Genomic DNA, 14,257 nt, shown 5'->3' on the forward strand with positions numbered 1-14,257 from the left:
TCCTTTGAGTTAGATTTAATGCTATTCTTTGGGGACAAATCATCTTATATGCTTATCATAATTTGATGATGTTCCAAGCATTAATAATTGAATAACGCACAGAATAATGTTTATGCTGCCTATTGAAGCCGGATTTTTTAAATTCACTATAGTTAAAGACATGAAACATGTTTATCCCAATGGAACAAACTATCCTGTTAATGTAACCCCGCTTCATTGGGAATTTTTCAAGAACTACAAAAAACTTTTAGCTACTAAGACGGTGTTAAAATCTGAACCTTTAAAACTATATCCTAATCCAGCTCAAGATGAAATCATCATAGATACAGAAAACAAAATATATACTTGTGAAATTTTTGATATCCTGGGTAAACCTATTTTGATGGCTACAAATCTGACTAATAATACAATTGATGTTCGTTCCATTCCGACTGAGAAATATTTATTAAAAATAATTACCTCCAAAGGAACGCAGACCAATAAATTTATTAAGAATTGATTGGCAATTAATGGGTGTCATTTTATATTTTAAAATCTACTTTGTTTTATGCTCCAAAATCAAACATTAAGGATTATAATAATTTGATAATTTTGAAAGTTTTCCTCCAAAGTCAAAAAAAATTTATTTAATTACCAAATATTGGTAATTTTGTAAAAAAATAAAAGAATGGGCAGAAATACATCCATTTCGTTAGGCGATCATTTTGAAAATTTCGTTTCTATTGCGTTGAAAAGTGGAAGGTATAATAATGCCAGTGAAGTTATTAGAGCAGCGCTACGCCTACTAGAAGATCAGGAAAAGAGCGCCATAGTTTTGGAAAATGCACTAATTGAGGGTGAAGAAAGTGGTTTTGTAATAAACTTCAATCCAGATTTGTTATTAGAAAAACTCCATATTAATCATGGAATTAAATGAATTTAAAAGTATCTGAAAAAGCTCAAAAAGATTTAATAAATATTTGGGAATATACCTTTCAAAAATGGTCTCTGGAACAAGCAGATAAATATTTTAATATTCTTGTTCATGGGATGAATGAAATTTGTAAAAATCCTGATTTAGGTAAAAGTTATGAATATATTAGAAAAGATTATTTTGGTTATAATCAAAAATCTCATATCATCTTCTATAGAATTATTAATAATGAAACCATTGAAATCATTAGAATTCTGCATCAAAAAATGGATTTACATAATAGAATAATAGGATATTAACTCAAATTATATATTGCATTAATTGCTAAAAATATAAAGAATTATTTTCTTTTAATTATGCTCTACTGTTCCACTTCCAATCTCGGATCATATACCCTTTGACACACATCAGCCAAAAGCATTCCTAAAATCGTCATTCCTACTCCCCACATAAATAAGGCCTGTACAACAGTCCAATCACGGTAATAAATGGATTGAAAAAGTAATCTTCCGGTTCCAGGAATACTGAATATGGTTTCGATAACGATGGACCCACCTATGAGAAAAGGTAATGCAGATGCAATCCATCCTAGTACCGGAATGAGCGCTAAGGGCAAAACTTCTTTTTTTAATACATTTTGCTGACTGAGTCCTACACTCAAAGCTCGAAACCAAAATGGTTTTTGCTGCTGATCGATTAATCCCTGACGCGTCATATTATATAAAATAGCAAGCGAAGGCAATACCAAACTGATCAATGGCAAGATCAAATATTGAGGCTGACGAAACCAAATATTGATTGGGCTCATCTCCTGATCACTGATAAACGTACTTGGAAATAATTGTATAAAATTGGGATTACAGAATACTAATAACAACAAACTCGCAATCCAAAAAACAGGTACAGAATGTAATCCTGTTAAGAATAGATTCAAATATTGAGGTAATTTTTTTTGACTTGTTTTTACAGACCAGAATCCCAAATAAATACCCAAACCAAAAATCAATAATATGGCTGGCAATTGTACACACATGGTCCATCCAAATGCTTCATATATTTTGGATGAAACCGGTCGTTGATCTCGTACAGAATATTGAGATTGCGTCATCCATAAATGATATTTATTATTCAAGCCATTCCATCTGGGATTAGGCCAAAAAGATTGCGTTTCATTAGAGATTAACGGATCTACTTTTAGTGGTAAAATACTAAAATAAAATAGTGGAATTTCTTTGGTATTTGTTGTGTGTACCAAAGAATTATCATTAGGATCTTCTGCCTTGATGATATCAGCGTAACTACCGGGAATTTGTTCGATCATCCACAATACAAACAATACCATAAAAAGGCCTAATAGAATTCCTGATATGATTCTTCTAATGATAAATAGTATCATTTTTTGTTTATCGCTTTGTGATCAATGTTGCTACATATCCCGGTTTTAAGGACGTTGGCTTACATGAAATACGTTTGTTGAATGCAATCCGTTCCATGGTAGAAAACAAAAAAATCTGTGGTTGTTCATCATATAAGATTTCCTGAAACCATAGATATGCGTCTTCACGCTCTTTACTGGTGTGCGCATTTCGAATTTGAGTTATCAAACTATCTGTTTGAACCGTAGCAAATCCACATCGATTACTTCCTCCAACATTGGTATTAGAAGAATGCCAGCTTTGAAACGGATCCCATAAGGTATTGGGTTGAGAACTGAGCATGGTTGCTATATCAAATTGTTGATTTTTGACTGCGTCCAATAATAAAGCAGATTCTTTACTTTCGAGATCAATTTGGATTCCTATTTTCTTTGCGTTCTCTTGTAAAACGATACCTAAATTTTTTCCAATTTCTTTGCCCGCAACGAGCATTTTAAATTGTAGTTTGATTTTTTTACCAGCGACGTTTTTATCCAATATGCCGTCTTTATCGGTATCCTTCCATCCTGCCTCCGCTAATAGGTTGGTAGCGTATTCTAAATCATATGCTATGGGTTTAAGTTTTGTATTATAATAAGTTTTAGTTTGGTGCACAGGACCTATAATCCGTTGCGCCAAACCATTAAAATTGGATTGAATAAATAAATCCACATCAATGATGGAAGCTAATGCCTTGCGTACATTTTTTTCATTGAGCCCAGGATTTCGAGTGTTCAATTCCAAATAATAATATTGCATCGTCGTGGGAGTAATAAAATCCAATTGATCGGCATTCGTTTTCTTTAATACATCAAATTGCTTGGCATTGACCTTAGCCATTAAGTCAATCGTTCCATCCTTCAATGAAATAACTGAAGCTGCTTCATCTGGCATGATCCAAAATTCAATTTGATCTGGATATGCCGTCAACATTGGATAATCATTTATATATTCATTACCCCACCAGTTCTTCTTTTTTTCAAGGATAATTTTGGTTCCGTTTTGCCATGATTTTAATTCGTAGGCACCTGCACCGGTTATTCGCTCACGACAAAAAGCGGCAGATTGAAATGTTTCGGCAAAAGATTTCAGTGCATTCCATTTTTCGGTTGAATATCCGGTAGAATCATTATGTACCAATTCAGGAATATTGTATCGATCCATGATATGATTGGGATCGTAATCATGAGCCGGATAAATATTGAAATTACCGCTTAATTCCTGACTCAACATATAATTTTTAGCAATTGATATTTTGAATGTCTTTGAATTTTTTGGATCAATTTCGACATTCTGTATATTTTTAAATGATCCCCGCCAGGTTCCATTCTTGACATGCGGATTTAAAGCTGCTTTAACAGTAAAGGCAATATCAATACCTGAGACTGGATGACCATCACTGAAAACAGCATGATCCAGAATTTGATATTCATATTGTACCGTTGTATCATTGAGTATAGTAGCAGGTGACATACGCTGCACCATTAATGGTGACAATTCAAGATGATCTGGATTGAATTCAAACAGAGGTGGCATGATGAAACCTTCTATCTGTGTCGCCACTGAAGATTGAGAAACGATGGGATTTAAACAATCGGGCTCCTCCGCTACTCTAATTTTCAAGACGAAACCTTTGTCTTTCTGATTCCCCGTACATCCCATACCATTAAGAAATATATAAACTGATAATAGGGATAAAAAAATAAATCTACTGGTTCGCATAATCTGCATTTAATTTGTATGCCACTAAAGTATGGCTTTATCATGGTATCTAACGCAGAGAAGTATAAAATTCTTATTATAGGAGGCAGTGGTTTAATAGGAAGAGCCCTAACAGAGCATTTGGAACACCAAGGTCATGAGGTAAGTTGGTTAGGACGCCATGCCAACCATACCTCTCATAGGAAGTCTTATGAGTGGGATCTACAAGCTGGAACCTATGATCCACATGCCTTTCAAGATGTAGATATATTTATCAATTTAGCTGGCTCTTCAATCTCAGATGGATTGTGGACCGCAAAAAAAAAACTGGATATTCTAAACTCTAGAACAGCTGCGATAGAGCTCTTGTTAATAGGTCTCCACTCATCAGCCAACCGTCCCCAACTTATTATTAATGGCAGTGCTATTGGCTATTATGGCTCACAACCTTTAGCAAAACTTGATGAATCGAGCTCCCCCGGATCCAATGATATCCTTAGCCAAATCGTCAAAAAATGGGAAGCAAAAGCTGAAGATTTATCCTCCTATACCGAACGCTTGGTTATAGCTCGTACAGGACTTGTGCTGAGTAATAAAGGAGGATTGTGGACAAAATTATTGATGACTAAAGTTATCAGATTGTTTAATTGGTTTGGGAATGGCCATCAAATGTATTCTTGGATACACATTGACGATTATTGTAAGGCTATATCTTTTATCATAACACACCAATCCATATGCGGACCTGTTAATCTCACTTCACCCAACCCTTGTTCTCAAAAAAATTTGATACAAAGCATTAGAGCCAACTTGCATTCTATATCTTTTGGTTTTGCCATTCCAGTTTTTGCCCTCAAAATGTTTCTTGGTGATCTAGCTTCGATGTTGATGACTGATGCTTGTGTGTTGCCCAACAAATTGGTCCAACAGGGATTTCAATTCGATTATCCAACTATTGATCAAGCTGTTCAGAAATTAATGAAATCCATATACTAATTTAACTGTGGTTGAAACCATATTAATTCAAAGGTTTGATTCATCAAGTATTTGATTTCATTTTGAAAATCATATTATAAATTATTTTTATTTATAATACTCTGGTTACAAATTTACTATTTTTGAATTTGATTCTCTGGAACTGTTTTATATTTTTATTGCTACATTCGATCAAATATAACTTAAAAAAAATGATTTATAAAAAATTAGCCTTCCAGTTATTTTGGATGATAGTTCCCCTCAGTTGGTGTGTGTCTCAGAATTGGAAAGACCATTACCATTTTAACCCCCAACAAACCTTGAATAGAATCAAATTTTTAGATGGCATGACGGGCTTTACTGCTGGTAGTCTTTATAATGGTTCCACGGAAAATATTCATATAACGCATGATGGAGGGAAGACTTGGACCGATGCTAGTTCAGGATATACGGCCATGCGTTTCATGGATATTTTTATTCAGGATCAATCCACTATTTTTATGAGTGGCAATGAAGGTTTGGTGATCAGATCCAAAGATGGTGGTAAGAGTTGGCAAACGATGAATACGAATACCAAAGAACAACTCTGGGGTATATACTTTATAAGTTCTGAAATTGGTTTTGCTGTCGGGTCAAACGGAATTATTATTCGTACTAAAAATGGCGGGAACGATTGGGAGACTATACCCATCGGAATAAATAATTTGTTTTATGATGTGTATTTTACACCAAAAGGTATTGGATTTGCATCCGGATCAAACACCTTGTGGAAAACTGATGATCTGGGTCTGAGTTGGTATCCAATTGCAGATTTTCCATTTGAAGCGCCTGCAGATTGGATCAGATGCATTAAGATGGTAAATGAAAAAGTAGGTTTTGCCTGCGCTGATATTGGTAGAATATATAAAACCGAAGATGGTGGGGATCATTGGGAACGATTGGCATCCGGTGTACAAGAACCTTTATTTGATCTCGATTTTGTGGATGAATTACATGGCATTGTTTGTGGTTTCAACGGTACTATTTTGAAGACTGATGATGGTGGACTTTCGTGGACTCCAATGATAAGCCCATTAGGCATCGAACATTTATATTCCATTGATTTAATTTCAAAAGACTTAGGATTTATTTGTACACATACAGGACGAATATTAAAACTAAATATGGCAAGTGGAACTCATTTGGCAAATAAAGACTTAATAACCATGTATCCCAATCCATGCACAAATTATATTAAGTTACAATTAAACAATGTAACGCAATCTGAAGTAAAACAAATAAATATTTGCACAATAAACGGATCTATTAATCCAGTTCAAGGTCTCTGGTTAAATAATCGCGAATTACAGATCAATATTCCCATAGGATGTGTTGGAATGGCTACAATTCAAATAGAGTCAGAGCATAAAATTATTACGGTCCCTATAATCATTTTAAATGCTGAATAACAATATTGGAAAGTTAGATTATTGTTAAACATTTATTAGTTTGTACCTTAAAATATATCAATAAAAAAGGACCTTGAATTAAATCAAAATTCAAGGTCCATTAGTTTATAAAAATAAATGAAATAGAATATTTTAACTTTAGTAAAACAATCTACTGTTATTCAATTTATCAATGAATTAATTCTTTATTCCAATTGATCCGTAATATATTTTCCAAGGACCTTTCCAGCTTTAGCATAACTCTCTGCAACTCGACTCGTGACATCATAATCATTTCCACCAAACTGTGATCCGGGAACATTCTTCAAAAAGCCAGATGCCAAAACGGCTTTCGTTTTATTGTCAATAAATTTAATGATGAAATCACAGTATGCCGGTTTCTTCATGACCCCAATGTTGAATCCAGGTTCGAATTTTGTTGTTTCCAATACGACTGTAATATTGGTATTTTCCTTTTTCAAAAATAACTTATCCAATTTTTCAACATGTTTATTGAGTAACTCTTCAAATTTAGGTTCGAAAGATGCTTTGCGGTCGGCTTTCCAATTGACTAACCATTTATCACCTTTACCTTTTTCCTTTTTATTTTGTTCTGCTACTTTTTCTTGAATATAATCTTCTTCTTTGTCGAATTTGCCCACAGACATATTGCTATAATCATATTCGGTATTAATGAATTTTTCATTTTTTAAAAATTTCAAATCCTTCCCTGATTCCCATCTGATTTTTTGGGCTTCAACCATTAGGCTACAACTTAAAATAAGTGTTACGAGTGCAAATAATTTCATTTTATTTAGTTTTAGTGAGTTGCTAAATTACGAAGAAATCTTAAGAAAACATTAAATCCAGCTCAAATCTATAATTTGAAGTTTTATTTCCATATTAATTTTTTATCTTGTAGCGTTAAATGATTTATATGAAGCGATCAGAATTTTTAAATAAGTTCCGCCCTACGCTGGAACAAGCCCCAATGCCTCCAGCTTCGCTGGATCCCTATTCCGGACCGTGGACTAGGACACAGGTAACCCATCTTTTAAGGAGAACTCAGTTTGGACTTCGCAAAACAGATGTGGATGCTTTCTTAGCTTTAGGCGTAAATGGCGCAGTTGGTAAACTTTTAGATGCGTCTAATGATGCTTTACCCTCACTTCCATTAAATGTCTACAGCACAGCGCAAGATCCTGATCCCAGTACACCTTTTGGCCAGACCTGGGTAAATGCCCCAGTTACTACAGTTATACCACCACAATATTATCAAGCACGAACCGATACTTTGAAAGCCTGGTGGGTTGGTAATATGATCAATCAAAAGACTACCCTTACAGAAAAGATGACTCTCTTCCTATTTAACCTGATCCCTGTAGAAGCAGATTCTGTTCAAATAGCACAGGTTACTTATGATTATTATGCTCTCTTGAGAAATAATTGCTTGGGTGATTACAAAAAAATATTAAAACTTATTTCTGTTCATCCTGCCATGCTTAAATATCTGAATGGTAGTTTGAATGCCAAAGGTGCGCCAGATGAAAATTTTGGAAGAGAGTTACAAGAATTATTCACCATAGGAAAAGGCCCGGATTCTAAATACACAGAAGATGATGTAAAGGCAGCAGCCAAAATTTTAACCGGATATAGAATCAATCCACTCACGAATCCTGTTAGTTATTACTTTGATTTTAATGCGCATGATTTATCTGTTAAGCGCTTTTCTTCATTTTACAATAATACCACGATCAATGGGAAGTTCGGCCCTGCAGGTGAACAAGAATTAGATGAACTCATCACCATGTTGACGAACCACATTGAGACATCCAGACATTTTTGTAGAAAATTATATCAATTTTTTATTTATTATGATATTACTCCGGATGCTGAACAAAATTTTATTCGTCCCCTTGCAGATTTTTTTAAATCATCAGGTTTTGATATTAAAAAAACTATAGAAACATTATTTAAATCTCAGCATTTCTACGATTCATTGAATACTGCTTGTGTTATAAAGAGTCCTTTGGATTATGCTATTGGAATTTGTAAAGAATTTAGTGTTCAATTTCCAAACAACACTATCCCATTAGATCAATATATCGCTTGGGGAACAATAACCAGTTTAGCTGCGTATCAGGGATTAAACATAGCAGATCCTCCTGCAGTTGCCGGATGGCAGGCATGGTACCAAGCACCACAGTTTCATGAGATTTGGATTAATGCTGACTCATTGGCAAGTAGAAACAGGGTGGCTGAAAATATTACGAGCGCTAAAGGGATACAATATAATGCCGTGACCATATTAAAAATGGATCCGACCATACTAACAGCTCAATTTTCTAATCCGGAAAATGCTCTAGAATTGGTCAAAGAAGCGGTAGATTTTATTTATAATTTTAAACTCTCGGATACTTCCTATCTGTATTTTAAAAATTTCTTGATATCAGGACTTCCAAATGATTCTTATTGGACCGAAGCATGGTTGGATTTCAAGGGCAACCCAAATGATCCGGTTAAAAAGAATACCGTGAGTACTCGTCTAAGTGCTATGTATCGCGAAATAATCAGTCAGGCAGAATATCATCTTTCTTAATACAGATTAAAAATTAAAAAAATGAAACGTCGTAAATTTATAAAAAGTGCAGCTGCAGCAGGTATTGTAGTTCCTACGATGATCAATGGGATTCCCCTTCAGGCACACAGCACGAATCAATGGTTAAGTACCGTTCTTAATCCAAGTGTAGAAACGGACCATGTGTTGGTTATCATCCAAATGAATGGTGGAAATGATGGATTGAATACAGTAGTACCTTTAGATCAATTATCCAAACTAAATGTGGCCCGTCCAAACGTAGTACTTAAGGATGCCAATATTCTAAAATTAAATGGAACAACTAAAGTTGGCTTGCACCCGTCTCTGACCGGATTTCAAACTTTATACAATGAAGGCAAACTCAATATACTTCAATCAGTAGGTTATCCTTCACCCAATTTTTCCCATTTTGCTTCTACAGATATTTGGGCAAGTGGTCGTAATTCAGATCAATTTCTGGATACCGGTTGGGTAGGACGATATCTCAATGAAGAGTTTCCCGGTTTTCCATTAGACTATCCAAATGCTGTCAATCCGGATCCTTTAGCTGTTCAAATTGGCGGGAATATTCCATTAATGTTTCAGGGACCGGTGGCTCAAATGTCAATGAATGTGGGCAATCCTGATATTTTCGGAGCATGGCCCAATGGTATCAGTGATCCAACTGATGGTACACCAAAAGGAAAAGAGCTCAATTTCATTCGTACCATTTCACGACAATCTAAATCATTTGCTGATGCGCTTATTCAAGGATATTTAAAAGGAAATAATGTAGCCAACTACCCTACTAATAATTATTTGGCAGACACGCTTAAAGTAGTTGCCAGAGTTGTAAAAGGCGGTATGAAAACACGAATGTTTTTAGTAAGTATTGGTAATTTTGATACACATGCTGATCAGGTTGATAGTGCAGGAACTCACATAGGTGCACACGCTAATTTATTAAAATTATTGGGAGATGCCGTATTGGCATTTCAACGTGATCTAGAAGCCATGAATCTTGCGGATCGAGTAATCGGGATGACCTTTTCTGAATTTGGAAGACGAATCAAATCCAATGATAGTAATGGTACGGATCATGGGGCCGCTGCACCTTTGTTTGTATTTGGTAAAAAAATCCAGGGGGGTGTTGTGGGTGCCAATCCAATACTTCCGGCTGTAGCTACGGTGGATGATAATGTACCCATGCAATATGATTTTAGATCGGTGTATTCATCCATATTGAAAGATTGGTTTTGTGTCAAGGAACCTGAATTACAAAACATCATGTTGAAGACCTATCAGAATCTTCCAATCGTCAAAAATGAATGTTCCAATGTATCCATTGATGAACACCAAAAACTAGAGTCTGAGCTTACTATAATTGCTTACCCTAATCCAATGGTCACACATACAGAGATCAAAGTAAAAACTGCACGAGGATACACCCAAATACAATTAATAGATGCCTTAGGTCGCTTGTGTAAAATCGTTCATGCTGGCCGATTAGATGAGGGATCTCATACCTTCAGATTAAATAACGATACTTTTGCTCCGGGAAATTATTATTTAAGAATCCAACAGGGTAATGCCCAAAAAGTAGAACCCTTGATGATCGTATTATAATGCATAAAACGAAAGCATCATTTTATTTTTAAACTTAAACTTTTTATATGAATTTATTAAAAAACATGTTTTTGATTTTTGGTCTTTTAGTATTCATTGGCAGAAATAATGTTAACGCCCAATTGAATTCTAATTTAATGCCAGTAGCCAGTATTGATCGGGAAATTTCTCTTTCCAATTATGCCCCACCTTCTCTAATGGAAAAAGATAAATGTTCCAAATTTAAAAAAATGAAAGGCATTGGTATGGGATTGATGATCGGAGGTGGTGCCTCATTAGTTCTTGGAACAACGCTATTTGTAATTGGTGTAGCAAGTGCAATTGATGATCCCAACGACCCCAATGTTGAAGTTAGTGATGAAAACATTGGCTTGCTCGCAGTAGGTTATGTAGGTATGGTATTCGGTGTTGCTGGACTGGCTTCAGGAATTCCATTAACCATCATAGGAAAAAATAAATCAAAACAATATTGTGATAAAAAAACAAGCAGCTTGAATTTAGTTCCAACTCAGAAAGGAGTCGGTTTACAATTATCCTTTTAAAAAAAATTGTATTGCAACGCCCTTTGCAATATGGAGAGATATTTTTGAACATTTAATAATAAACACTATGAGAAACCTAAAACTTACCTTATCCGTATTTTACTTTATTTTATTTACTTTTTTAAATTATGTAAATGCTCAGTCTTTGACAACCAGTACAGATAAGATTGAAGATCATTTAAGTATGTATTCCTATCAACATCAAGCCAACCTGAAAGTTATTGACAACAAATGCAAGTTCTATAAAAGGATTAAATATATAGGTACTGGATTAATAGCTTCAGGAAGTTTAGTTTTAGTTACTGGTATAGTAAGAGCCGAACGAGCTGATCCTGTTTTTAATTTTTTTTCAGAAACAGAATTAACACCTGATGAAAAACATGAAAATAGTTTGTTTGTGGCTGGAGTAGGAATTTCATTACTTGGCGTAGCTTGTCTCGGAGTAGGCATACCCTTTGCCATAGTTGGAAAAAGAAAATCCAAGCAATATTGTAATCCAAAAACAAATAGCTTGAGTTTAATTACTACCTCTAAGGGTCTGGGATTGCATTTGTCGTTTTAGGAGGATATTCTCCTTGAATTTCTGTGCATGACATTGTAATTGTTTCCTATAATTATAGATTAGTCTCGAATTCAATCTCAATTCGTGAATTATTATCATTCTTTTTATATATTTGAATTGTCAAAGACAATATATAAATTAATTTGATTGATTAGTTCATTAACGAAACGAAATATACTTATAATTATAGGCACTTCTATAATGCTTAAGTTATCTTATTTGATGTTTGCTTATACTTTAAATGGCAATGCCGAAATTATTTCAATTAATGGGTATATAGACATTATAAAAAGAAATGATGTTGGGTGGTATGAACGAATATCATCAAATTGGTATCCAAAGATAAGTGACATTCGAGATTTAGGCTATAGTGAAGGAGCGAATTTCAAACAAAGTGAATGGGCTTTTTTCCCTTTTTATCCAGGATTAAATCGGTTTACAAGTAATGTTCTTCATATTCCATTTAATATTAGTGGGCTATTATGGTCTCTGATATTTTCCACTTTAACCTTTATTGGTTTTTATTGGTTTTGTGAGTTATTGATAAAAGATATTTCTAAAGCGTTTTATGCTACCTTGATCTTCATGATTTACCCATTTCATTACTATTTTTCAATGATGTATACAGAAGCTTTATTTTTAACTTTTCTAATTTATTCATTTATTGCAATATATTATAAAAAGGAATTGGTATTACTTGTGTTATTGATTCCATTAACCTTGGTCAGGCCAAATGGAATTTTTATGGTAATTCCTCTGTACTTATTTTTTTTGGAAACCCGCAAAGGGATCATAGACAGACATATAATTTGGCAAACATTAATTAACAAGGAAATCATGATTCGATCGTTAATATTTTTAATGGCACCTATTTGTTTTATTTTGTATTGTTTATATCAAAAATATATGACAGGTCAGTATTTTGCATTCTCAATAGCACAGATTGGATGGTATAAAAAATTAACATTCCCACTATTATCTTTTTTTAGATCAGGTGATTTTCAAAGTCAGTTCAACTCAATGTACACTTTGGTTGTTTGTAGTATATCATTCTTTAGTTTCAAAAAAATTTCATTAAGTCTTAATGTGCTGATATGGCTGAGTCTCTTGATCCCATTAAGCAGTGGATCGATGATATCAATGCAACGGTATATAAGTGTTATTTTTCCAATTACAATTTTAGTTAGCAGTTATTTTTATCAATTTAAATTCAAGTATGCTGTTGTTGCTATATTTTTTGCATTACATTTATTTGTATTTAGTTATTGGTTGAATTCTAATCCCTTTAGTTATTAGTTGTTGCGCAATAATAGTATTTGATATATTTTCAAAATGAAAATCAAACATTACACTATAACATATTATAGAAAGTAGATTACATATGGAAAAAATCGAAGCATCAGAGTCAGCTTATTTATACATCGCACTTTCCCAAATTCCATCAGCTGGTCATGGCCTTTATACTTTGATTGATATTTATAAAGAAGAAATCATTGCAAAATATAAAGGACGCATTTTAACTTCAGATCAAATTAAATTTAGAGTTGAACGAGGTCGAGATCAGTATTTTATCAATTTGCCTAATGGTAGTATTCTGGATTCTATGGATCATAAGTGTTTTTCAAAATATGCCAATGATGCAACTGGCAAATCCGTTTCTTCTTTTAAAAATAATGCAAAAATAACTTTAGATGATGAAGATCATGTGTGTTTAATAGCCCTTAGGAATATAAAATCCGGAGAAGAAATATTCTGCAGCTATGGCTCCTCTTATTGGAAAAAACATGGTAAATAATCCCGATTGACCAAACATTGGATACTAAATTTTATGTTCAGTATGATTCAATCGGTATCTAAATAATTTCTACTACCTTTGTTAGCAAACAAACATATCATGCGTAAATTGTTCATAATTATTACTTTTATATTCGTTTTTGGATTAGGATATAGTTCTAATCTACTTTTTTCAAAATCATCAAAAATAAATACTCCTATGAAAAGAGTTACAGGTATTGGCGGAATATTTTTTAAATGCAATGATCCAAATACCTTAAAGGAATGGTATCAAAAACATTTGGGACTCCAAACTGATGAATATGGAACCAATTTTGAATGGTTCCAAGGGGCAGATAGTACAAAAAAAGGAAGCACGCAATGGAGCCCTTTTACTGAAGCTACCACTTATTTTGAACCTTCGAAGAAAGATTATATGATCAATTACAGAGTAGAAAATCTGGAGTGGTTGGTAGAACAATTAAAAAACGAGGGCGTTACCATTTTAGATAAAATTGAATCCTTTGACTATGGAAAATTTGTTCATATTCTGGATGGGGAAGGTAATAAAATTGAATTATGGGAACCCAAAGATGAGGAATACGATAAGATAATTATAGGGCGAACTAAGTAATAGGTTTGTTTATCCCAATGTTTTGGAGAATAATTGTTGATCAAACTTAGATTTAATTTATTCTTTTTGGGCTAATATAATTTGAGTCATTGATCTTGAATTTTTTCATTT

General features: G+C 33.7%; 15 protein-coding genes. 12 read left to right on the top strand and 3 right to left on the bottom strand.

The window, feature by feature from the left end:
• The first annotated feature begins 112 nt into the window (after positions 1 to 112).
• From IPK88_01535 to IPK88_01545, 3 genes are all read left to right on the top strand, one after another.
• The gene (locus IPK88_01535) at positions 113 to 499 is read left to right on the top strand and encodes a T9SS type A sorting domain-containing protein (protein ID MBK8242081.1); all 387 of its coding nucleotides are present in this window, start codon (positions 113 to 115) and stop codon (positions 497 to 499) included.
• A gap of 168 nt (positions 500 to 667) precedes the next feature.
• Positions 668 to 916 carry a type II toxin-antitoxin system ParD family antitoxin gene (locus tag IPK88_01540; GenBank protein ID MBK8242082.1) on the top strand — a complete coding sequence of 83 codons (249 nt, stop codon included), beginning with the start codon at positions 668 to 670 and terminating at the stop codon, positions 914 to 916.
• Entirely contained in the window at positions 913 to 1,212 is a 300-nt protein-coding gene (locus IPK88_01545) for a type II toxin-antitoxin system RelE/ParE family toxin (GenBank protein ID MBK8242083.1), read from the top strand. The genes IPK88_01540 and IPK88_01545 overlap by 4 nt, the downstream gene beginning before the upstream one ends.
• A gap of 62 nt (positions 1,213 to 1,274) precedes the next feature.
• Here the strand turns inward: IPK88_01545 and IPK88_01550 are convergent, their stop codons facing one another.
• On the bottom strand, positions 1,275 to 2,309 hold the full coding sequence (locus tag IPK88_01550; GenBank protein MBK8242084.1) for an ABC transporter permease: 1,035 nt from the start codon (positions 2,307 to 2,309) through the stop codon (positions 1,275 to 1,277).
• Between the two features lie 7 nt (positions 2,310 to 2,316).
• Positions 2,317 to 4,050 (bottom strand): hypothetical protein, encoded by a 1,734-nt coding sequence (locus IPK88_01555; protein MBK8242085.1) that lies wholly within the window; start codon positions 4,048 to 4,050, stop codon positions 2,317 to 2,319.
• A 42-nt stretch (positions 4,051 to 4,092) separates the two neighbouring features.
• Here IPK88_01555 and IPK88_01560 point away from each other — a divergent pair, with 42 nt between their 5' ends.
• Positions 4,093 to 5,025: a TIGR01777 family protein gene (locus IPK88_01560; protein MBK8242086.1), complete on the top strand. Its 933-nt coding sequence runs from the start codon at positions 4,093 to 4,095 to the stop codon at positions 5,023 to 5,025.
• 191 nt (positions 5,026 to 5,216) lie between these two features.
• Positions 5,217 to 6,452, top strand: a complete 1,236-nt coding sequence (locus IPK88_01565) for a hypothetical protein (GenBank protein MBK8242087.1) — start codon at positions 5,217 to 5,219, stop codon at positions 6,450 to 6,452.
• Positions 6,453 to 6,637: 185 nt separating this feature from the next.
• Here the strand turns inward: IPK88_01565 and IPK88_01570 are convergent, their stop codons facing one another.
• Positions 6,638 to 7,240 (bottom strand): hypothetical protein, encoded by a 603-nt coding sequence (locus tag IPK88_01570; GenBank protein MBK8242088.1) that lies wholly within the window; start codon positions 7,238 to 7,240, stop codon positions 6,638 to 6,640.
• Positions 7,241 to 7,368: 128 nt separating this feature from the next.
• Here IPK88_01570 and IPK88_01575 point away from each other — a divergent pair, with 128 nt between their 5' ends.
• The 7 genes from IPK88_01575 (at position 7,369) to IPK88_01605 (ending at position 14,146) form a co-directional block, all read left to right on the top strand.
• Positions 7,369 to 9,030, top strand: coding sequence for a DUF1800 domain-containing protein (locus IPK88_01575; GenBank protein ID MBK8242089.1), 1,662 nt, complete (start codon positions 7,369 to 7,371; stop codon positions 9,028 to 9,030).
• Positions 9,031 to 9,051: 21 nt separating this feature from the next.
• Positions 9,052 to 10,635, top strand: a complete 1,584-nt coding sequence (locus IPK88_01580; GenBank protein MBK8242090.1) for a DUF1501 domain-containing protein — start codon at positions 9,052 to 9,054, stop codon at positions 10,633 to 10,635.
• A gap of 47 nt (positions 10,636 to 10,682) precedes the next feature.
• The gene (locus IPK88_01585; protein ID MBK8242091.1) at positions 10,683 to 11,177 is read left to right on the top strand and encodes a hypothetical protein; all 495 of its coding nucleotides are present in this window, start codon (positions 10,683 to 10,685) and stop codon (positions 11,175 to 11,177) included.
• 67 nt (positions 11,178 to 11,244) lie between these two features.
• Positions 11,245 to 11,739, top strand: a complete 495-nt coding sequence (locus tag IPK88_01590; GenBank protein ID MBK8242092.1) for a hypothetical protein — start codon at positions 11,245 to 11,247, stop codon at positions 11,737 to 11,739.
• A gap of 201 nt (positions 11,740 to 11,940) precedes the next feature.
• Positions 11,941 to 13,035 (top strand): hypothetical protein, encoded by a 1,095-nt coding sequence (locus IPK88_01595; protein ID MBK8242093.1) that lies wholly within the window; start codon positions 11,941 to 11,943, stop codon positions 13,033 to 13,035.
• Between the two features lie 85 nt (positions 13,036 to 13,120).
• Complete coding sequence (locus IPK88_01600) at positions 13,121 to 13,534, top strand: SET domain-containing protein-lysine N-methyltransferase (GenBank protein MBK8242094.1); 414 nt, start codon at positions 13,121 to 13,123, stop codon at positions 13,532 to 13,534.
• Between the two features lie 198 nt (positions 13,535 to 13,732).
• Positions 13,733 to 14,146, top strand: a complete 414-nt coding sequence (locus IPK88_01605; GenBank protein ID MBK8242095.1) for a VOC family protein — start codon at positions 13,733 to 13,735, stop codon at positions 14,144 to 14,146.
• Positions 14,147 to 14,257 lie beyond the last annotated feature (111 nt).

It is taken from the genome of Candidatus Defluviibacterium haderslevense (assembly GCA_016712225.1).
Classification (GTDB): Bacteria; Bacteroidota; Bacteroidia; order Chitinophagales; family Saprospiraceae; genus Vicinibacter; species Vicinibacter haderslevensis.

What these genes read in the sequence shown, in the direction of transcription:
- IPK88_01605 (MBK8242095.1), top strand. Translation starts at nt 13,733, where the DNA reads ATGAAAAGAGTTACAGGTATTGGCGGAATATTTTTTAAATGCAATGAT.
- IPK88_01585 (MBK8242091.1), top strand. Translation starts at nt 10,683, where the DNA reads ATGAATTTATTAAAAAACATGTTTTTGATTTTTGGTCTTTTAGTATTC.
- IPK88_01545 (MBK8242083.1), top strand. Translation starts at nt 913, where the DNA reads ATGAATTTAAAAGTATCTGAAAAAGCTCAAAAAGATTTAATAAATATT.
- IPK88_01575 (MBK8242089.1), top strand. Translation starts at nt 7,369, where the DNA reads ATGAAGCGATCAGAATTTTTAAATAAGTTCCGCCCTACGCTGGAACAA.
- IPK88_01535 (MBK8242081.1), top strand. Translation starts at nt 113, where the DNA reads ATGCTGCCTATTGAAGCCGGATTTTTTAAATTCACTATAGTTAAAGAC.
- IPK88_01595 (MBK8242093.1), top strand. Translation starts at nt 11,941, where the DNA reads ATGCTTAAGTTATCTTATTTGATGTTTGCTTATACTTTAAATGGCAAT.
- IPK88_01560 (MBK8242086.1), top strand. Translation starts at nt 4,093, where the DNA reads ATGGTATCTAACGCAGAGAAGTATAAAATTCTTATTATAGGAGGCAGT.
- IPK88_01540 (MBK8242082.1), top strand. Translation starts at nt 668, where the DNA reads ATGGGCAGAAATACATCCATTTCGTTAGGCGATCATTTTGAAAATTTC.
- IPK88_01600 (MBK8242094.1), top strand. Translation starts at nt 13,121, where the DNA reads ATGGAAAAAATCGAAGCATCAGAGTCAGCTTATTTATACATCGCACTT.
- IPK88_01580 (MBK8242090.1), top strand. Translation starts at nt 9,052, where the DNA reads ATGAAACGTCGTAAATTTATAAAAAGTGCAGCTGCAGCAGGTATTGTA.
- IPK88_01555 (MBK8242085.1), bottom strand. Translation starts at nt 4,050, where the DNA reads ATGCGAACCAGTAGATTTATTTTTTTATCCCTATTATCAGTTTATATA.
- IPK88_01590 (MBK8242092.1), top strand. Translation starts at nt 11,245, where the DNA reads ATGAGAAACCTAAAACTTACCTTATCCGTATTTTACTTTATTTTATTT.
- IPK88_01570 (MBK8242088.1), bottom strand. Translation starts at nt 7,240, where the DNA reads ATGAAATTATTTGCACTCGTAACACTTATTTTAAGTTGTAGCCTAATG.
- IPK88_01550 (MBK8242084.1), bottom strand. Translation starts at nt 2,309, where the DNA reads ATGATACTATTTATCATTAGAAGAATCATATCAGGAATTCTATTAGGC.
- IPK88_01565 (MBK8242087.1), top strand. Translation starts at nt 5,217, where the DNA reads ATGATTTATAAAAAATTAGCCTTCCAGTTATTTTGGATGATAGTTCCC.